Source organism: Streptomyces sp. 6-11-2, from assembly GCF_006540305.1.
In the GTDB taxonomy this organism is placed as follows: Bacteria; Actinomycetota; Actinomycetes; order Streptomycetales; family Streptomycetaceae; genus Streptomyces.
This window is the reverse complement of sequence record NZ_BJOR01000001.1, coordinates 4,314,139-4,334,487: the sequence shown is the minus strand read 5'-3', so window position 1 is coordinate 4,334,487 and position 20,349 is coordinate 4,314,139. Positions and strand designations below refer to the sequence as shown.

Below are 20,349 nucleotides of genomic sequence, written 5' to 3'. Positions count from 1 at the left end.
CGTGGGCGCCCTTGCCGACTCCCGGACCCCGGCGTACACCAGAGCCCACGGGACAGCGCTCGGACGTTCGACGAGGAACGGAGAACGGGGCAGTCATGCGCAGCACGAGCAGCACCATCCTCAGCCACAGGGCCGCCAGGACCGCCGCGGCCGTCGCCGCGGGAGCCCTGGCCCTCTCCCTCACCGCGTGCGGCGGAAGCGACGACAAGAAGAGCGGCGACGACCAGAGCAGCAGGGGCACGAAGCCCGGCGCCGCCGTCACCCTCCCCAAGCTGGACGGCGCGACGCTGGAGGTGGCCGCCGTCTGGACCGGCGGCGAGCAGAAGAACTTCAAACAGGTTCTCGCCGAGTTCGAGAAACGCACCGGCGCCAAGGTCACCTTCGTCCCCGCCCAGGACCCGATCATCAACTTCCTAGGCTCCAAGATCGCGGGCGGCCAGCCGCCGGACGTGGCACTGCTCCCGCAGCCCGGCGCCATCAAGCAGGCCGTGGACAAGAAGTGGGCCACGCCGCTGGGCCCCGAGGCCCAGGCGCAGCTCGCCAGGAACTACTCGCAGGGCTGGCAGGACATCGGCAAGGTCGACGGCACGCAGTACGGCGCCTACTACAAGGCCGCCAACAAGTCGCTGATCTGGTACAACGCCAAGGTCTTCGAGAACGCGGGCGCGAGCGAGCCCAAGACCTGGAAGGACCTCCTGAGCACCGCGCAGCAGGTCTACGACTCCGGGGTCACCCCGTTCTCCGTGGGCGGCGCCGACGGCTGGACCCTCACCGACTGGTTCGAGAACGTCTACCTCTCCCAGGCGGGCCCGGAGAAGTACGACCAGCTCGCCCAGCACAAGATCAAGTGGACGGACCCGTCCGTCAAGGACGCCCTCACCACGCTCGCCCAGATCTGGTCCAAGAAGGACTACATCGCGGGCGGCCCGAACGGCGCGCTCCAGACCGAGTTCCCGGCCTCGGTGACCCAGACGTTCACCGGCGGCGACCAGCCGAAGGCCGGCATGGTCTACGAGGGCGACTTCGCCCAGGTCAACATCGGTGAGACCAAGGCCGAGGTGGGCACGGACGCGAAGGTGTTCCCGTTCCCGGCCGTGGGCTCCACCCCGCCGGTGGTCTCCGGCGGCGACGCGGCCGTGATCCTGAAGGACTCCAAGGCGGCCCAGGCCCTGGTCACCTTCCTGGCCTCGGCGGACGCGGCGACGATCCAGGCGAAGCTCGGCGGCTACCTGTCGCCCAACAAGAACGTGCCGGACTCGGCGTATCCGAACGAGGTCCAGCGGAAGATCGCCAAGGCGCTGATCGACTCGGGCGACGACTTCCGCTTCGACATGTCCGACCAGGCCCCGCAGGCCTTCGGCGGCACGCCCGGCAAGGGCGAGTGGAAGGAACTCCAGGACTTCCTGAAGAACCCCTCGGACGTCGCGGGCACCCAGGCGAGGCTGGAGAAGGACGCGGCGGCGGCGTACGGCGGCGGGAGCTGATCCGGCGATGGCGCCGGCCACGGCGGCGGGAGCCTCAGCGGGTCCCGCCGCGCCCCGTCGTCGCAAGAGTGTGACCGGCACCCGCAGGACCGTGGCGGCCCTGTTCCTGCTGCCCGCCCTGGTGCTGCTCGGCGCGCTCGTGGTCTACCCCATCGGGTACTCGGTCGTCCGCAGCTTCTTCAATGCCTCGGGCGACGGCTTCGCCGGGTTCGACAACTACGAGGCCCTGTTCACCGACGACGGCATCCGCACCGCGCTGAAGAACAACGTCATCTGGATGGTGTTCGCGCCGTCCGTCGCCACCGCGCTCGGTCTGGTCTTCGCGGTGCTGACCGAACGGGTGCGCTGGGGAACGGCGTTCAAGCTGGTCGTCTTCATGCCGATGGCGATCTCCATGCTGGCGGCCGGGATCATCTTCCGGCTGGTCTACGACCAGGACCCGGACCGGGGCGTCGCCAACGCGGTGTGGGTCGGCGTGCACGACACCTTCGCGCAGTCCTCGGCGTTCCCGAAGGCCCACCCGGGCCGCGACTCGCCGCTGAAGCCGGACCAGGGCGGCTTCATCACCTCGGCCACGGTCCGCACCGGCGAGTCGGTGGCCCTCCCCCTCGTCGGCGTCGCCCCCGACCAGATGCCGAAGAGTGCGAAGCGGGCCGTGCGGGCCGAGCCGCAGCCGGGGAGGATCACCGGCACCGCCTGGCAGGACTTCACACGCGGCAAGGGCGTCGGGAAGCTCGGCGCGGTCGACCCGTCGGAGTTCGGCTATGCCGGGATGCGGATCGAGGCGGTCAAGGACGGCAAGGTGGTCGCCTCGGCGAAGGCCGCCGACGACGGCACGTTCACGCTGCCCGCGCAGGCGGACGGTGCTCAACTCCGGCTCCCGGCGAGCAACTTCAAGGCGCCGTACAACGGGGTGGACTGGCTGGGCCCGTCGCTGGTCACTCCGGCCATCATCGGCGCGTACGTGTGGATGTGGGCCGGGTTCGCGATGGTGCTGATCGCCGCGGGGCTCGCGGGCGTGCCCAGGGAACTGCTGGAGGCGGCCCGGGTCGACGGCGCCAACGAGTGGCAGGTGTTCCGCCGGGTCACCGTGCCGCTGCTGGCACCCGTGCTCGCGGTCGTCGCGGTCACCCTGATGATCAACGTGCTGAAGATCTTCGACCTGGTCTTCATCATCGCCCCGGGCTCCTCCCAGGACGACGCCAACGTCCTGGCCCTGGAGCTGTACCGCAAGGGCTTCTCGGAGGGACAACCCGGCATCGCCAGCGCCATCGCGGTGTTCCTCCTGCTGCTGGTCATCCCGGTGATGCTGTTCAACATGCGCAGGCTTCGGCGGGAGGTGCGGCGATGACGGCGCGTCCGGCTGTCCGCCGGGGGTCCGGGGGTCGCCCCCGGGACGGGCACAGCAACATGCGCAGGCTTCGGCGGGAGGTGCGGCGATGACAGCGCAGACCGGGAGTCCGACGAAGGCGGCGCCCGTTCCCGAGGCCGTGAAGGCGAAGCCGTCCCTGGGGTCGCGGCTGGCGGAGGCCGTGAGCGGTGGCGCGCTGAGGGTCTTCCTGATCGTGGTGGGCCTGTTCTGGCTGGTCCCGACGATCGGCCTGCTGCTGTCGTCGCTGCGCGCGCCGGAGGACATGAGCGCGAGCGGTTGGTGGACCGTCTTCAGCAAGCCCGCGCAGCTCACCTTCGGCAGCTACCGGAACCTGCTGGAGAACGGCGACATCACCGACTCCCTGGTGAACACGGTCCTGATCACCGTGCCGGCGACGGTCCTGGTGGTCCTGGTCGGCTCGCTGGCGGGCTACGCCTTCGCCTGGATGGAGTTCCCCGGCCGGGACTGGTGGTTCCTGGCCGTGGTCGGCCTGCTGGTCGTGCCGGTGCAGGTCGCGCTCATCCCGATCGCCGAACTGTTCGGCAACATCGGCCTGTTCGGCACGATCTTCGGGGTGATCCTGTTCCACACGGGGTTCGGCCTGCCGTTCGCGGTGTTCCTGCTGCGGAACTTCTTCGCGGAGATCCCCCGCGAACTGCTGGAGGCGGCCCGCCTCGACGGCGCCGGTGAACTGCGACTGTTCGCCCGCGTGGTGATGCCACTGGGCGGGCCCGCGATCGCGAGCCTGGGCATCTTCCAGTTCCTGTGGGTGTGGAACGACATGCTGGTCGCGCTGGTGTTCACCAAGTCCGGTACGCAGCCGATCACGGTCGCCCTCCAGACGCAGGTACGCCAGTTCGGCAACAACATCGACGTCCTGGCACCCGGGGCGTTCATCTCCATGGTGATCCCGCTGGCCGTGTTCTTCGCCTTCCAGCGGCAGTTCGTCTCGGGCGTGATGGCGGGAGCGGTCAAGTAAGCGCACGGGCCGAGCGGTTCGGGGCGGTCCCGTGCCGGACAGCCCCGAACCGCTCGGCCCGCCGTCCCCCACATGCCTCAGCGGGCCGTGACCGACTCGCTCCACCGGCCGTTCCCGGGCAGAACGCCCACGTCGGCCCTTGGATGCACCCTTGCCCAGGTTCAGTGTCACCGTCCCCGCGCACCGGATTCCGGCGTACCCGCGCGCGTTCCTGGAGGCGTGCCACCGCCGTTGCCGCGCCCTCGGCCTCCGGCCGGCGCTGCGCACCGGGCTGCGGTACGCCCTGGTCCGGCTGGCCCCGCACCGCGCGATCCGGGTGCTGCGGCTGGTGACGGCGCTGTGCCGCCGGGCGGTCGAGCGGGTCGTCAAGCCGCTGCGCGTGCTGCGGGCCGCCGTGCTGCGCGCCCGGTCGCGCACGGCGTGGCCGAGCCGGTCGCCGTCTCCCCGTGCCGTCCGGTGTCGTCGCAGGTCGCGGCCCCGGGCCGAAGCCCGTTCGCAACACTGCCGCAACCCGCCGGCCCGCAGACCGTCACCCGGAGCCTTTGAACGCCGTTTGCTCTTTTGGGAGTCCGTATGCACACAGCGGACTGGATCAACAGAAGAAAGAGCAGAATGCCCCGATTCAGCATCGTCGTCCCGTCGCATGGCGTCGCGGGCCGGCTGTCCCTGGCGCTGGACTCGGTCCTCGCCCAGTCCTTCGGAGACTTCGAGCTGATCGCGGTGTGCGACGGCCCGGCCGCCCCGGCCGCCGGCGTCGCCGCCGACCACGCGGGGCGGGATTCCCGGGTGGTCCTGGTGCACTCGCCCCCGTCCGCGGGCCTCGGCGCGGCGCGCAACGCCGGGACGCGGGCGGCGAGCGGCACGTATCTGCTGTTCCTCGACGGCGACGACACCCTGGTGCCGGGCGCGCTGTCCGCGCTGGCCGCCCGTCTGGAGGAGACGGGCGACGTCGACGTGCTCTACTTCGAGCACGAGCGGACTCCCTGGTGGGACGGCGAGCCGGCCACCACGGCCGGGCCGCCGCCGGTCACCGTCCGCGCGCCCGCCTTCTCCCCCGCCGAGGCCCCGCACCTGACCGGCGTTCCGCTGCCCGCGTGGAGCGCGGTCTACCGCCGCTCCTTCGTGACGGGGCGCGGCCTGGCCTTCCCCGACGGGCACCGCACCGACGTCGGCTGGGGCGGCCTGGTCGCCGTCGCGGCCGAGCGCGTCGCGGTGCTGCGGCGGGTCGTCGTACGGCATCTGCTGCGCCGGCAGGGCAGCCGGCTGGAGGGCGGGTTCTGGCTGGAGTGGCTGCGCCGGCATCTGTGGCAGCCGGTGTTCGCCGCCCTGCTCGCCGCCGGCGCGTGGGGCGCGCTGCGGCGGCGGGGGGCGTTCGGCCTCTTCGTGGCGGCGACGGCGTTCACCGGGTTCCTCACGCAGGCGGCGCATCCCGACATCACCGTGTGGGGCGAACGGCTGATCGTGCTGGCCTGGCTGCTGCCGGTGGTGGGCGTGCCGCTGCTGCTGGAGCGTGTGGTGCCCCGGCCGGCGGCGGGCATCCCGGGTCCGCGTACCGGAAGCCGGCCGGACGAGTGGAGCCCGGTCCCTCGATGAAGGGCGACGACGTGATGTGGCTGACCTGGGAGAGCGCGGCCCCGCACGGGCGCGCGGCCCGGGTGCCGCGACTGTTTTGGTCCACTTGGCAGGCTCTTACCAACGACTGGACGCGTATCAGCACATATGCGGCTTTCCCGCGGATTACGATCCGCCGTGATGAGCGCCTTCCAGAGCGTGACGCGTCTTCTCACGCGTCCGTCGACGAGACACCGCCTCCTCGCCCTGACGGCCGCCTGGCTCCTCACGCGCGCCCTGATGCTGTGGCTGCTCGCCCACAACGGACTGCCCCGACTGGGCCGGGGCTCGGTGGCGCGCGAGGTGTGGAAGCTGTACCAGCACTGGTACGTCCTGCTGTCCCACGGCGCGTTCCCGGCGCACGACACGCTGTGGCAGTACCCGCCGGGCGCCGGACCGGTGCTGCTGTCGCCCGCACTGCTGCCGGGCCTGACGTACTTCCAGGCCTTCGTGGTGCTCACGGTCGCCGCCGACGCACTGGTCACGCTGGCCCTGGCGCACGCGGGCAGCCGCCCCGGCCGCAGCCTGCGCGGGGCCGGCTACTGGACGCTGGGCCTGCCCCTGCTGCTGCACATCCCGCTGGCCCGCTACGACGTCCAGGCCACCGCCCTGGCCGTGCTCTCCCTGCTGACGTTGTCGCGCTCCACGCGCGCGTGCGGCGCGCTCGCCGCGCTGGGCGCCCTGGTGAAGGTGTGGCCGGCGCTGGCGCTGGTCGGCCTGCCCCGGGGCCGTGCGACCCGGTCGGCTTGGACATGGGCGGCCGCCACCGGCGCCGTGGTGCTGGCCGTCCTCGCCGGTTTGTTCAGGAACCCGCTCGCCTTCGCGCGCCAGCAGGGCGGCCGGGGCGTGCAGATCGAGTCGTTCGGCGGCACCGCGCTCGCGCTGGCCACACACGCCGGCTGGCCGGGCCGGGTGCGCTACCGGTACGGGGCCATGGAGTTCACCGGACCGTACGTCTCGACCGTCGCGCACCTCTCGCTGCTCCTGTCGGCGAGCGCGTTCGGGCTGCTGCTGCTCTGGCGGATCCGGGCCCGGCACTGGACGGGGGCGACACCGTACGACGCCGCGCTGAGCGCCGTCCTGCTGTTCACCGTCACCAGCCGGGTGATCAGCCCGCAGTACATGGTCTGGCTGCTCGGCCTCGCGGCGGTGTGCCTGACGTCACCGCTGACCACACAGCGTCCGGTCGCCGCGCTGATCGCGCTGGCGAGCCTGGTCAGCGTGATCGCATATCCCACCCTTTACCACCAGGTGGTGGCCTGTTCATGGACAGGTTGTGCGCTCATGCTCATGCGCAACGGTCTGCTGGCCGCCGCCGCGCTATTCTCTTTTGCCCGGTTGTGGCGATCGACGAAATCGGTGACCCCCGACGGGGAACCCGGGTCGGACATTCACCGTCTTCCGCACGGGACGCTAAGCCCCTCTTAACGGGAGATTACCGACCACCCCTACTATTCCGGCCCGTGGATTCCATGCATCTGCACCCCGACCAGGCCACCGACGTCAGCGTCGTCGTGATCGGTTACAACGACATCGCCCACATGGCCGACGCTGTGCGCTCGGCTCTCGCGCAGGGTCCCTCCGTCAGCGAGGTCGTCGCCGTCGACGACTGCTCGACCGACGGCACCTTCGAACTGCTCGACCGCCTGGCCGCGGCCGAACCGAGAGTGCGGGTGATCCGGCGCGAGGAGAACAGCGGCGGCTGCGGCAGCCCGCGCAACACCGGTATAGACGCGGTCACCACGCCGTACGTGATGTTCCTCGACAGCGACGACGTGCTGCCGCCGGGCGCGGTGGACGCGTTGCTCGCCGCCGCCCGCAAGGAGCGGGCCGAGGTCGTGAGCGGCCTGTGCGTGCGCCGTGAGCTGCCCTCCGGGCGGGAAGTGCCGTGGCAGCGGAAGCTCTACAGCACGGGCGCCGTCCTCACGCACCCCGCGAAGCTCCCGCGTCTCGTGCACGACACCCTGTGCGTCAACAAGCTGTACCGCACCGACTTCCTGCGCGAGCACGCGATCCGCTTCCCGGAAGGCCACTTCCCGTACGAGGACTTCGTGTTCACCGCGCGCGTGCTGGCCGCCGACCCGCGCATGGCCCTCATCCCGGACCAGGTGTACGTGTGGAACGTGCGCCGGTCCGCCGGGCAGCTGTCGATCTCTCTGGACCGCGCGAACATCGAGAACTGGCGGGCGCGCACCGAGGCGAGCCGGTCGGCGTACGACATCCTGCTGAGCTCAGGGCAGAAGGAGCTCGCGCGGGCGGCGCGCGCCAAGTTCCTCGACCACGAGCTGCGCATGTACGCGCGTGAGCTGGGCCTGCGCGACGCCGGGTACCGGTACGCCTGGTGGGAGCACACGCGGGAGTACCTCGGCGAGTACGACGCGGCCGACTGGGCCGTCAACCCGACGACCGCCGGGCACCTCCTCGGACGGGTGATCCTCGCGTCGCCCGGGCCGCGCGACCTGCCGCGCCTGAAGGAGCTCGCCGCGCGCCCGGCCCGTCTGTGCCCGCCCTACGCCCGCGACAAGGACGGCAGTCCCGTCTGGGCGGACGACCTTCCGCAGATCGGCCTGGAGCCCTACCTGGTCCGGCCGGTCCACGTCCTGCCCCTGGCCGTGGACGCGGAAGTGCGTCCCCTCGCGGGGACGAGCCTGCTGCTGCTGCGCCTGCACGACCTGTACGGCAGGGTGACGTCCGCCGGGCCCGAGGCCCTGGAGGTGGAGTGGCTGCACCGTGAGGCGGGGCGCACGGTCCCGGGCGCCACCGTCCCGCTCACGCCGGCCGGGGACGCCACCTGGTCGGCCGAGACGGGCGTGGACCTCGCGGGGCTGGGGGCCGGCACCTGGGACCTGCGGCTGCGAGTGTGCTTCGCCGACGGCACGAACCGTAAGGTGACGGCGCACGCGCGCGCGGGCGCCGGTCTGCTGCGCCGCCGCGTCGTACCGAGCGTGCGCTACGGCCTTCTGTTGGTCCAGCCGTACGCCACGCACTCCGGCGCGCTGGCCGTACGCCTGGCGGCGGGACTGCACGGGGTGACGTCCATCCTGCGGGGCAGACTGCGCCGTCTGCTCCACCGGGCCGCGCCCCGGTGAGCGCACCACACCCCGCCTCCATACGACGACCTGGGCCAACTGACGAGGAGACGCCCGCATGACCTGGCTGATCACCGGCGGAGCCGGCTACATCGGAGCGCACGTCGTCCACGCGATGACCGAGGCGGGCGAGCGTGCGGTGGTGTACGACGACCTGTCCACCGGCATCGCCGAGCGTGTCCCGCGGGACGTCCCGCTGGTGGAGGGCTCCACGCTGGACGGCGACCGGCTGGCGCGTGCCCTCGCCGAGCACGAGGTGACCGGTGTCGTCCACCTGGCGGCGAAGAAGCAGGTGGGCGAGTCGGTGGAGCGGCCCCTGCACTACTACCGGGAGAACGTCGAGGGCCTGCGGGTCCTGCTGGAGGCGGTGACGGCGGCCGGGGTCGGTTCGTTCGTGTTCTCCTCCTCGGCGGCCGTGTACGGCATGCCGAGTGCCGCGCGGGACGACGCCCTGGTCACGGAGGAGACGCCGTGCGCGCCGATGTCTCCGTACGGCGAGACGAAGCTGGCCGGCGAGTGGCTGGTGCGCGCGACCGGCCGGGCGACGGGGCTGTCCACGGCGTCCCTGCGGTACTTCAACGTGGCGGGCGCGGCGAGTCCGCGCCTCGCGGACGTCGGCGTCTTCAACCTGGTCCCGATGGTCTTCGAACGACTGACCGAGAACATGCCCCCGCGCATCTTCGGGGACGACTACCCCACGCCGGACGGCACCTGCATCCGTGACTACATCCACGTGGTCGACCTCGCGGAGGCCCACGTGGCCACGGCTCGCGCCCTGCGCTCCTCCCCCGGCCTCGACCTCACACTGAACATCGGCCGCGGGGAGGGGATCTCGGTGCGCCAGATGATCGACACGATCAACGCCGTCACCGGCTACAACAGCCCCCCGACGGTCACCCCGCGCCGCCCCGGCGACCCCGCCCGCGTCGTCGCCTCCGCCGACCGCATCGCCACGGAACTCGGCTGGAAGGCCCGACGCGACCTCTACGACATGATCACCTCAGCCTGGCAGGGCTGGCTCCTCCACCACCCGGAGGCAGCCCGCATCTGACCCCACCACCCGCCGTCACCGGGCCGCTCCGGCGGCCCGGTGGCGCCATCACACGCGGGCGCGGGCCGCCACACGCCCACCACCGGTGTGCGGGCTGTCGTGTCCAGCCTCCGCAGGCCCCCCGCCCCATCCGGCCCGCGGAGGCTGGTTGATTCGGGCTGGGCGGGGTGTCCCGTCCGGCCGCTGCGGATCCCGTTCCCGCCCGGCCCGTGAGGGTGCTGCAACGACCCACCCGGAGCCGCACGAGGACCCCTTGGTCAGAGCGCCTTGATCGCCTCGGCCGTGCCCCGGGCGAGGGCGTCCAGGTAGCCCTTGGGGAGTTTCGGCGTGCGGATGACGACCGCGCGCCAGTACAGCGGGCCCGAGATCAGGTCGAGGGCCAGGTCCCGGTCCAGACCGGGGCGGATCTCGTCGCGGCGCTCGGCCGCCGCCAGGATGCTGCTGGCCACGCTCTCCTGACCGTCGCGCAGGGCCTTCTGCATGGCCTCGGCGATGTCCGGGTTGCGGGCCGCCTCCGCCTGGAGGTCGGGGATGACCTGCGAGGCGATGGGGTGGCGCAGGGCCCGGGAGGTCACCTCGTACAGCAGCCGCAGGTCGCTCTCCAGGGAGCCGGTGTCCGGCGCGGGCAGGCCCTGCACGGCGAGCGCCGAGACGATGTCCAGCACCAGGTGCAGCTTGGAGCGCCACCGGCGGTAGACGGCCGTCTTGCCGACGCCCGCGCGCCGCGCGATCCCCTCGATGGACATCCGCGCGTAGCCGACGGACGCCAGTTCCTCGAAGACCGCCGCCCGGATCGCCTCCGTCACGTCCTCGCGGAGCACGGCCGCCCCGGCGGGGACCCGGCGGCGGGGGCGCGTCTGGGGCTGGTCGGCGTTCGTCGTCATGCGGCCAAGCATAGGGCGTTACGACGAAACGGTTGCGTTGCGGCGTCACTTCGCCGTACGCTCACGTTGCGACGATACGGTGCCGTTCCGACGTAAGAAAATGTGAAGAGAACCGTAAGGAAACCGACGGCGGCACGAAGCCGGACGCCGGCACCACCTCCCCCCGAGCGAAAGCAGCGGATGTGAGCCAGGCCCTCCACACACCGCCCCACACCACGGCCCTGGCCGAGGACGACCTCGCGACGGTCGCCATCCGCCACGGCCTGTCGGTCAGCGGCGCCCGCCCTTCCCTGTCCGAGTACGTCCGGCAGCTGTGGGCGCGGCGCCACTTCATCAGCGCCTTCGCCACCGCCAAGCTCACCGCCCAGTACAGCGAGGCGAAGCTCGGCCAGGTCTGGCAGGTCGCCACCCCGCTGCTGAACGCGGCGGTGTACTACTTCATCTTCGGCATCCTGATGGGCACCAGCCGCGGCGTTGCGGACTACATCCCGTTCCTGGTGACGGGCGTGTTCATCTGGACGTTCACCCAGAACTCGATCATGGCGGGCACCCGGGCGATCTCCGGCAACCTCGGTCTGGTGCGGGCCCTGCACTTCCCGCGGGCCGCGCTGCCGGTCTCCTTCGCGCTTCAGCAGCTCCAGCAGCTGCTGTTCTCGATGGTCGCCCTCCTGGCGATCCTGCTCTGCTTCGGCATGACGCCCACCATGTCGTGGGTGCTGGCCGTCCCGGTGCTGCTGCTCCAGTTCGTGTTCAACGCCGGCGTCTCCATGATCATGGCCCGGATGGGCGCCAAGACGCCGGACATCGCCCAGCTGATGCCGTTCCTCCTGCGCACCTGGATGTACGTCTCCGGCGTGATGTGGAGCATCGACGCGACGCTGAACCACAGCCACATGCCACACGTGCTGAAGGTGCTGCTGCAGTCCAATCCTGCCGCCGTCTACATCGACCTGATGCGCTTCGCGCTGATCGACAGCTTCACGGCGCACCAGCTCCCCCACCATGTGTGGGCGTACGCGCTGGGCTGGGCCCTGCTCGCCGGGGTCGGCGGCTTCATCTACTTCTGGAAGGCTGAGGAGACCTACGGCCGTGGCTGAGCTGAAAACCGACAAGATCCCCACCGTCGTGGTCGACGGGGTCGACATCGTCTACCGGGTCAACGGCACCGGTTCCGGCCGCGGTTCGGCAACCGCCGCCCTCAACCGGATCCTGCGCCGCGAGAAGGCCGAGAAGGCGGCCGGCGTACGCCGGGTGCACGCGGTCAAGAAGGTCTCGTTCGTCGCCTACAAGGGCGAGGCCATCGGCCTGATCGGCACCAACGGCTCCGGCAAGTCCACGCTGCTCAAGGCGGTCGCCGGACTCCTGCCCGTGGAGAACGGCAGGATCTACACCGACGGCCAGCCCTCACTCCTCGGCGTGAACGCGGCGCTGATGAACGACCTGACCGGCGAGCGCAACGTCCTCCTCGGCGGACTGGCCATGGGCATGTCCCGCGAGGAGGTCAAGGAGCGCTACCAGGACATCGTCGACTTCTCCGGCATCAACGAGAAGGGCGACTTCATCACGCTGCCGATGCGCACGTACTCCTCCGGCATGGCCGCCCGGCTGCGCTTCTCCATCGCCGCCGCCAAGGACCACGACGTCCTGCTGATCGACGAGGCACTGGCCACGGGCGACCGCTCCTTCCAGCGCCGCTCGGAGAAGCGGATCCGCGAACTGCGCGCACAGGCCGGCACGGTGTTCCTGGTCAGCCACAGCAACGCCTCCATCCGCGACACCTGCGAGCGCGTCCTGTGGCTGGAACGCGGCGAACTACGCATGGACGGCCCCACCGAGGAGGTCCTCGAGGCCTACGAGGCCTTCACGGGCGGCCCCGACAAGAAGAAGGCCAAGGGATAGCCCCACTCCGCCCGGCGCCCGGCGGGCCGGTCAGGGAGTGACCGCGTAGAGGACCTGGCCGCCCGGGCCGTGGGTCACCACGCGCAGTTCGGGGTCGTGGCGCGGTCTGCTTCCGTCCACGACCCAGCGCACGGCATAGGTGCGCAGGATGTCCCTGCGTACGCCCTCCGGCGTGCGGAGCGTGTAGTAGCGCCGCACCGCCCGCTCGCGCCGGGACTCGTCCGGCAGGAAGAAGTCCGGGTAGCCGGGGGCGACCGTGTAGGGGCCGTAGGCCGGGATCAGCCGGGAGGGCAGGTCCCGCGCCATGACCACATCCCCGTACTTCACGTACGGCGTGATCCAGTAGTACCCGGTCCAGGTCGGGGTGTAGTCGGCCGCGAGCACGTCCGGCAGCGCCGCGCGCCCGACGGCGTACCCGAGCACGCCGGCCTGGGTCCACGCGCCCAGGGCCAGCGCGCCGCCCAGCGCCCACGCCCAGCGGGTCCGCACGGCGCGCCCGCCCCCCTGCACCACCTCCAGCGCGGCGGCGATCTGGGCCGGGACGAGGGCGGCGGGCAGCGTCCGGCCCCAGGCGTAGTGGCCCGTGGCGAAACCCGTCGCACACACCAGCGCGCCCAGCAGGAAGAAGGTCACCAGAGGGTCCCGCCGGTCGCGCCGCCACCGCACGACCAGCGCGGCCACTCCGAGCAGGGCCAGCCAGTAGCGGCCGAGGAAGTTCGTGTAGAGCGCCCGGTGCACCTCCTCCAGATCGCTTCCGGCCGAGAACAGGGCGAAGAAGTCGTAGTACGGCCACAGCCACAGCACCAGCAGCCCCAGGGCCGCCCCGGCGCCGAGCCGCGGCCACAGGGCACGCGGGGGCCGGGCCGCGAGCACCGCGGCGAGACCGCCGAGCGTGGCGACGAACCCGGTGAACTGATGACACAGCAGGATCAGCGCCCACAGCGTCCCGAGCCCCAGCCACACCTCCCACCCGGCCTCCGCGCGCAGCGCCCGGGTGAGCCAGGCCCAGTAGTGGAAGGCGAGGCCGAGGGCCAGCACGCTGGGATACGACACCGTCAGCGCGAGGGAGTTGAGGGAGAGGAAGCCGCTCCAGTTGATGAGTTCCGTACCCCACAGCAGAACCAGGCTCAGGGCGGCCAGGGCGGGCGCGGCCCGGTGCGCGCTCAGCGTTCTGACGTACCGCCAGACGCCCGTCGCCAGCAGCGTGAGCCCGGTGAACGCGGCGAGCCGCAGCACGACGAACACCGACAGGCCGCCGGCCCGGGCGACGGAGCCGAGGAGCAGCATCCACGGCGAGTAGTACGGGCTCGGGGTGTCGGCGTCGACGAGCGGGTTGCCAGGGTGGAGCACGCTGTGGCGCAGCCGCTGGATGGTCGCCGCGTGCATGCCCAGGTCGCCGGCCCAGGGCAGCCGGACGATCACCAGAAGCAGCAGGGCGGCGAGGAGCACGGCGGCCGCGCGGGGCGCGTAGGCCCCTCCCGGGGAGGTCGGCGGCCGGCCGACGGCCGTGCCCGCTGAGGGTGCCTCAGGCGGCGCGGTGCGCATCGTGCCGGAAGAGCCAGGTGCGACTACCGAGGGTGTTCACGCGGCAACTTTATAGGAATGATCCCGTTTAGCAGGAAACGGTAAATTCGGCGTCCGGCGTTTCCTGGACGACGGCAAGAAGACGGCGTGAACGGCATGAGGGCGCCCCGGACCGGAAAGGTCCGGGGCGCCCTCGGGTACGGGTCGGCCTCCCGCGCGTTACGAGTGCGTGCGCAGCAGCGTGCGCATCGTCCGCATCGCCACCGACAGGTTGGCCAGGTCGAACGCGTCCGAGCCGCGGATCTCCTCAAGCGTGGCACGCGCCCGGGACAGGATCGCCCCGTTCTTCTGCTCCCACACCTTGAAGCGCTGCTCCGGCGTGGCGGTGCCGTTGCCCGCGGCCAGCACGTCCGCGGTCAGCGCGGCGTGCGCCGCGTACAGGTCCTCGCGGATCGCCGCACGGGCCATGGACTGCCACCGGTCGGCGCGCGGCAGCTCGATGATGCGGTCCATCAGCTGGGTGATGTGGAGGCGGTCGGCGAGGTCGTAGTACACCTCGGCGACGTCCATCGGGTCCTTGCCCATACGGTCGGCCACCGAGACGATGTCGAGCGCCGGGAAGGCGGAGGAGAACCCGGCCACGCGCGTGGCCAGCTCGTCCGGGACGCCGGCGCCGGACAGCTCGTCGTAGACCTCCTGGTACCACTCCAGGTCCGCGCCCTTGAGCAGCTTGGGCAGCTCCGCCCACACCTGCCCGACCCGCTCGGAGAAGAACGCGATGGTCTCGGCGAGCTCCAGCGGCTGCGGCCGGTTGTTCAGCAGCCAGCGCGTGCCGCGCTCGACCAGGCGGCGCGAGTGCAGGCGGATCCGGGTCTGGACGTCGGCCTCGACCTTGTTGTCCAGCGCCTCGACCGCATCCCACACCGGAGCCGAGCGGAAGATCGTGCGGGCCACCGTCTGCGCCCTGACGATCTCCTCCAGCGACGCCCCGGTCTCCTCCCGCAGGCGGTGCAGATAGGTCGTACCGCCCGTGTTGACCGTGTCGTTGACCAGGACGGTCGTCGTGATCTCGCGGCGCAGCGGGTGGTTGTCGATCCGTTCGGCGAACTGCTCGCGCAGCGCGGTCGGGAAGTAGGCGTGCAGCAGGGTGTGCAGGTACGGGTCGTCCGGCAGCGAGGTGTGCAGCAGCTCCTCGGCGACCGTGATCTTCGTGTACGCCAGCAGGACGGCCGTCTCCGGACCGGTCAGGCCGTGCCCGGCGGCCAGCCGCTCACGGATCTGCCGGTCGGTGGGCAGGAACTCCAGCGCCCGGTCCAGGTGACCCTCGCGCACCAGGTGCTTCATGAAGCGCTGCTGGGCGTGGAGCATGTCCTTGGACTGGGCGAGCGCGTTGGCGATCGCCGTGTTCTGCGCGTAGTTGGTGCGCAGCACCAGGGCGCCGACCTCGTCGGTCATCTCGGCGAGCAGCTTGTTGCGCTGCTTGACCGTCATGTCGCCTTCCGCGACCAGCCCGTTGAGCAGGACCTTGATGTTCACCTCGTGGTCGGAGGTGTCCACGCCGGCGCTGTTGTCGATGGCGTCGGTGTTGATCCGGGCGCCCTGCATCGCGCACTCGATCCGGCCGAGCTGGGTGAAGCCCAGGTTGCCGCCCTCGCCGACGACCTGGACCCGCAGGTCGCGGCCGTCGACGCGGATGGCGTCGTTGGCCTTGTCGCCGACGTCGGTGTGGGACTCGGTGGACGCCTTGACGTACGTGCCGATGCCGCCGTTCCACAGCAGGTCCACCGGGGCCTTGAGGATCGCCCGCATCAGGTCGGCCGGGGTCAGCTTGGTGACGCCGGCCTCGATGCCGAGGGCCTCGCGGATGTGCGCGTTGACCGGGATCGACTTGGCCGTACGGGGGAACACCCCGCCGCCGGCCGAGATCAGCTCGGCGTTGTAGTCCGCCCACGAGGAGCGCGGCAGCTCGAACAGGCGGCGGCGCTCGGCGTAGGAGACGGCCGCGTCCGGCTCGGGGTCGATGAAGATGTGCCGGTGGTCGAAGGCGGCGACGAGGCGGATGTGCTCGCTCAGCAGCATGCCGTTGCCGAACACGTCACCGGACATGTCGCCGATGCCGACGACCGTGAAGTCCTGGGTCTGGGTGTCCACGCCCAGCTCCCGGAAGTGCCGCTTGACGGACTCCCAGGCGCCGCGGGCGGTGATGCCCATGCCCTTGTGGTCGTAGCCCGCCGAGCCGCCGGAGGCGAAGGCGTCGCCGAGCCAGAAGTCGTACGACTGGGCGACCTCGTTGGCGATGTCCGAGAACCGCGCCGTGCCCTTGTCGGCGGCGACCACCAGGTAGGTGTCCTCACCGTCGTGCCGCACGACGTCCTCCGGGGGCACGACCTCGCCGGCGACCATGTTGTCGGTGATGTCGAGCAGCGCCGAGATGAAGGTCTTGTAGCTGGCGATGCCCTCCGCCATCCACGCGTCCCGGTCCACGCTCGGGTCGGGCAGCTGCTTGGCGACGAACCCGCCCTTGGCGCCGACCGGCACGATGACGGTGTTCTTCACCATCTGCGCCTTGACCAGGCCGAGGATCTCGGTGCGGAAGTCCTCACGCCGGTCGGACCAGCGCAGACCGCCTCGGGCGACCTTGCCGAAGCGCAGGTGCACGCCCTCCACGCGTGGCGAGTACACCCAGATCTCGTACGCCGGGCGCGGCGCCGGCAGGTCCGGGATGGCCCGCGGGTCGAACTTCATGGAGACGTAGTCGTGCGGCCGGCCGCCCTCCCGCGCCTCCTGGAAGAAGTTGGTACGCAGGGTCGCCTTGATCACGGTGAGGAAGGACCGCAGGATCCGGTCCTCGTCGAGGGAGGCCACCTGGTCCAGGGCCGCGTCGACCTCTTCCAGCAGCGCGTCCACGAGCTCGTGTCCGGCGCGCTGGCGCTCCGGCGACATCCGCGCCTCGAACAGGGAGACCAGCAGCCGGGTGGTGTGGACGTTGTTGCGGAGGGTGTCCTCCATGTAGTCCTGGCTGAAGGTCGAGCCGGCCTGGCGCAGGTACTTGGCGTAGGCGCGCAGCACCATCGCCTGGCGCCAGTTCAGCCCGGCGCCCAGCACCAGGGCGTTGAACCCGTCGTTCTCCGCCTTGCCCGTCCAGGTGGCGGCGAAGGCCTCCTGGAAGCGCTCACGGGCGTCGTCGCCGAGGTGGTCGCCGGTACCGCCGGACTCCTTCGGCATCCGCAGGCCGAAGTCGTAGACCCATGCCGTCGTACGGTCCGCGCAGCGCAGTTCGTACGGCCGCTCGTCGGTGACCTCGACGCCGAGCCGGCTGAGCACCGGCAGCACGGCGGACAGGGAGACCGAGCCGCCCTTCTGGTAGATCTTGAACCGGCGCTCCTCGGGGGCGGCGCCCACCGGCTCGTACAGGCTCAGCGCGAAGGTCTTGTCCTCGTTCAGCTGCTCGAGGTTGCACAGGTCGGCGACCGCCGCGCGCGGGGTGTGGTCGGCCTTGTAGCCCTCGGGGAAGGCGCCCGAGTAACGGCGCAGCAGCTCAGCGGCGCGCTCCTCGCCGAGTTCGGCGGTCAGCGCCTCGGAGAAGGCGTCCGTCCAGGAGCGGGCGGCCTCGACCAGGCGGGCCTCGATGCGGTCCTTGTCGCTGTCGGACAGCTCCGGCAGCTCGGTGCCCTGCGGCACACGGACGACGAAGTGCAGCCGGGAGAGCACCGACTCGGTGTTCCAGGCGGTGAAGTCGACGCTGGTGCCGCCCAGCTCCTCCTTCAGGATGTCGATGATCCGCAGGCGCACGCCGGTGGTGTAGCGGTCGCGCGGGAGGTACACGAGGGCCGAGTAGTAGCGGCCGTACTCGTCCTGGCGCAGGTACAGGCGCAGCCGGCGGCGCTCCTGGAGGTACAGCACGGAGGTGGCGATCGCCTGGAGCTCACCGACCGGGGTCTGGAAGAGCTCGTCGCGCGGGTAGGTCTCCAGGATCTGGAGCAGATCGCGCCCGTCGTGGCTGTTGGGCGAGAAGCCGGCGCGCTCGAGGACCTCGTCGACCTTGCGGCGGATGACCGGGACCCGGCGCACGGACTCGGTGTAGGCGGCGGACGAGAACAGGCCGAGGAAGCGGCGCTCGCCGACGACCTCGCCCTTGTCGTTGAACTTCTTGACGCCCACGTAGTCCAGGTAGGAGGGCCGGTGGACGGTGGCCCGGCTGTTGGCCTTGGTCAGCACCAGCAGCTTGTGCTCGCGCGCCTTGGCGCGGGCGTCGGCGGGCAGCCGCTCGAAGGACGGGCTGACCGGGTGGCTGTCGTCGCCGGCGTGCGGCGGGTCCGCGCGCAGTATGCCCAGCCCGGTGCCGGGCACGGCGGCCAGGGAGTCGTCGTCGCACAGCCGGTACTCGCGGTAGCCGAGGAAGGTGAAGTGGTCTTCGGACAGCCAGCGCAGCAGCTCGCGGGCCTCCTCGACCTCCTGCGCGCGCAGGTCGCCGGGCGCCGGCTCACCGGGCAGGTCCTCGGCGAGGCTGGTCGCCGCCTGGCGCATCTTCTCCCAGTCCTCGACGGCCTCGCGGACGTCGGACAGCACACGCAGCAGATCGGCGGTGATCTGCTTCAGGTCGGCGCGGTCGGTCTCGCGGTCGGTCTCGACGTGGATCCAGGACTCGGTGTGCGCGTCGTGCGGCAGCTCCTCGCCGGGCGCCGCGGCCGGCAGCACCTCGATGAGCTTGCCGGTGACGTCACGGCGCACCACGAACTGCGGGTGGATCACCACGTGGATACCGCGGCCCTGGCGGGTCAGCTCGTTCGTCACGGAGTCCACGAGGAAGGGCATGTCGTCGGTGACGACCTCGACGACGGAGTGGCTGCACGTCCAGCCGTTCTCCTCGACGGTCGGGGTGTGGACCCGGACGTTGGCCGTGCCCTGGGGGCGGTTCTCGGCCAGGCGGTAGTGGGAGTAGGCAGTGCCGAAAACGTCGACCGGGTCACGGCCCGCGAGGTCCTCGGGGGCGGTGTGCAGGTAGAAACGCTGGAGGAACGCGAGCACGGACTCCCGGTCCGGCGTGCCCTCGCCCGTCGACCCGGTCGGGATATGTCCCCCGAGCGGACTGTTCTCAGCTACCCGGGCGGCCCTCTCGAGCAGCTCGGCCTTGGCTTCGTCCAGCTTGGTCTGCATTGTCCTCTGGCTCCTGTCGCGCGCCGTTGCGTGACGTAGAAGGAAGTACGGTCTCTTCCCCTCCGGCGTGACGCCGCGGCCCGGGATGTCCGGTGTGCTTCGACGCTATGCCGGAAAGTGAGATGAGCGGGGGGATATCAGCCTTCTTCGACGCGTCCGACGGGTGTGACGCTGCTCTCGGCAGCGCCTGTGCCCGTGGATGACGCGGCGTCCTGGGGGCCGTCGAGGCCCCTTCCCGCCCGCGAGGACCAGCGACCGCCGCCCGGACACGGATGTGGTCCGTGCTCACCGGGCGCACAGCGGAGGCGACGGCGCCCCCGCGAACTATCGCGCTGATCACGCCACAAGGCTATCGCTCCTCACGGGGGGCCCGTCATGAGCCGTATGTGTACAAAACCGGGGGTGGAAGTTTGACGTTCTGCACAGGGGTGGGGACGGCGAAGGCGGCGTATGGCTCCGCCGGACCCCGCCGTACCGCGTTTCCCGCTCCGCGCTTCCCACTCCACGTCGTCACCACCGTTTCCCTCTCCCCGCGCCTCCCCGCTCTTCTCCCGCGCTTCTCGCCGCGTGCCGCTCACTCGGCCAGCCGCTGCGCCTCCGCGACCGCCTCCCGCAGGGTGTCCACCACCGGCACGCCCGCCTCCTCCAGGCTGGCCCGGCTGTGCGAACCGCCGGTGTAGAGCACCGCCCGCGCCCCGACGTGCAGCGCGGCCACCGCGTCGTCCGCCGCGTCACCGATCACCACCGTGCGCGCGGGGTTCACCCTCTCGGACAGCGCGCCCAGGTGCCGCACCATGTGCTCGGCCTTGCTGCCGCCGGAGCGGCCCGTCCGCCCGTCCACCCGGAGGAAGTGCGTCTCGATCCCGAAGCCCCGGACCAGCGGGACGAGGTCCTCGTGCCCGTACATGCTGAGGATCGACTGGCTGTGCCCGGCCGACGTCCACCCGGTGAGCAGCTCCACGGCCCCCTCGGTCAGGGTGCATCCGGTGCGGTGCTCGGCGTAGTACCGGTGGAAGACGCCGTCCATCGTGTCCCACTCGGCCTCGGTGGGCAGCCGGCCCAGCAGCCGCTCGTAGAACTTCGGGACCGGCACGCAGTACAGCGCGCGGTACTGCTCCAGCGTGATCGGCTCCAGGCCCAGCTCGGCGAATGCCGCGTTCGTCGCGCCGATGACCGCGTCGTTGTCGTGGAACAGCGTGCCGTTCCAGTCCCAGACGATGTGCGTCCCTGACTGTTTCCCCATACCGGAAAACGTACCCGCCGCCACTGACAATCAGGAGATCGGCAGGTCGCGACCTG

The 20,349-nt window shown here is 71.2% G+C and carries 12 protein-coding genes and 1 pseudogene; 9 read left to right on the top strand and 4 right to left on the bottom strand.

The features are described 5' to 3' along the window. Nucleotides 1-95 precede the first annotated feature (95 nt). The 7 genes and pseudogenes from TNCT6_RS19005 to galE all read left to right on the top strand — a co-directional run bounded on the left by TNCT6_RS19005 (nt 96) and on the right by galE (nt 9,586). The gene (locus TNCT6_RS19005; RefSeq protein WP_141360494.1) at nt 96-1,484 is read left to right on the top strand and encodes an ABC transporter substrate-binding protein; all 1,389 of its coding nucleotides are present in this window, start codon (nt 96-98) and stop codon (nt 1,482-1,484) included. Between the two features lie 7 nt (nt 1,485-1,491). Further along, entirely contained in the window at nt 1,492-2,835 is a 1,344-nt protein-coding gene (locus tag TNCT6_RS19000) for a carbohydrate ABC transporter permease (RefSeq protein ID WP_172632952.1), read from the top strand. Between the two features lie 88 nt (nt 2,836-2,923). After that, the gene (locus TNCT6_RS18995; protein WP_141360492.1) at nt 2,924-3,835 is read left to right on the top strand and encodes a carbohydrate ABC transporter permease; all 912 of its coding nucleotides are present in this window, start codon (nt 2,924-2,926) and stop codon (nt 3,833-3,835) included. Between the two features lie 612 nt (nt 3,836-4,447). Further along, nucleotides 4,448-5,101 (top strand): annotated as a pseudogene (locus tag TNCT6_RS18990) (glycosyltransferase family 2 protein); the annotation flags it as partial. A gap of 486 nt (nt 5,102-5,587) precedes the next feature. Further along, nucleotides 5,588-6,874: a glycosyltransferase 87 family protein gene (locus TNCT6_RS18985; protein ID WP_141360491.1), complete on the top strand. Its 1,287-nt coding sequence runs from the start codon at nt 5,588-5,590 to the stop codon at nt 6,872-6,874. Nucleotides 6,875-6,918: 44 nt separating this feature from the next. After that, nucleotides 6,919-8,535: a glycosyltransferase family 2 protein gene (locus tag TNCT6_RS18980; protein ID WP_141366585.1), complete on the top strand. Its 1,617-nt coding sequence runs from the start codon at nt 6,919-6,921 to the stop codon at nt 8,533-8,535. Between the two features lie 58 nt (nt 8,536-8,593). Beyond that, entirely contained in the window at nt 8,594-9,586 is a 993-nt protein-coding gene (gene galE / locus TNCT6_RS18975; RefSeq protein ID WP_141360490.1) for a UDP-glucose 4-epimerase GalE, read from the top strand. 257 nt (nt 9,587-9,843) lie between these two features. Here the strand turns inward: galE and TNCT6_RS18970 are convergent, their stop codons facing one another. Next, nucleotides 9,844-10,482 carry a TetR/AcrR family transcriptional regulator gene (locus TNCT6_RS18970; protein WP_141360489.1) on the bottom strand — a complete coding sequence of 213 codons (639 nt, stop codon included), beginning with the start codon at nt 10,480-10,482 and terminating at the stop codon, nt 9,844-9,846. A gap of 170 nt (nt 10,483-10,652) precedes the next feature. Between TNCT6_RS18970 and TNCT6_RS18965 the strand changes: the two genes are divergently transcribed. Next, nucleotides 10,653-11,567: an ABC transporter permease gene (locus TNCT6_RS18965; RefSeq protein ID WP_141360488.1), complete on the top strand. Its 915-nt coding sequence runs from the start codon at nt 10,653-10,655 to the stop codon at nt 11,565-11,567. Further along, the gene (locus tag TNCT6_RS18960) at nt 11,473-12,369 is read left to right on the top strand and encodes an ABC transporter ATP-binding protein (RefSeq protein ID WP_373996185.1); all 897 of its coding nucleotides are present in this window, start codon (nt 11,473-11,475) and stop codon (nt 12,367-12,369) included. Before TNCT6_RS18965 ends, TNCT6_RS18960 begins: the two co-directional genes overlap by 95 nt. Before the next feature lie 30 nt (nt 12,370-12,399). On the opposite strand, the gene TNCT6_RS18955 is transcribed toward TNCT6_RS18960, so the two are convergent. From TNCT6_RS18955 to TNCT6_RS18945, 3 genes are all read right to left on the bottom strand, one after another. Next, nucleotides 12,400-13,914, bottom strand: coding sequence for a hypothetical protein (locus TNCT6_RS18955; protein ID WP_253266156.1), 1,515 nt, complete (start codon nt 13,912-13,914; stop codon nt 12,400-12,402). Between the two features lie 198 nt (nt 13,915-14,112). Next, nucleotides 14,113-19,050, bottom strand: a complete 4,938-nt coding sequence (locus TNCT6_RS18950; RefSeq protein WP_141360486.1) for an NAD-glutamate dehydrogenase — start codon at nt 19,048-19,050, stop codon at nt 14,113-14,115. 574 nt (nt 19,051-19,624) lie between these two features. After that, the gene (locus tag TNCT6_RS18945; protein WP_141360485.1) at nt 19,625-20,293 is read right to left on the bottom strand and encodes an HAD family hydrolase; all 669 of its coding nucleotides are present in this window, start codon (nt 20,291-20,293) and stop codon (nt 19,625-19,627) included. Between the last annotated feature and the right edge of the window lie 56 nt (nt 20,294-20,349).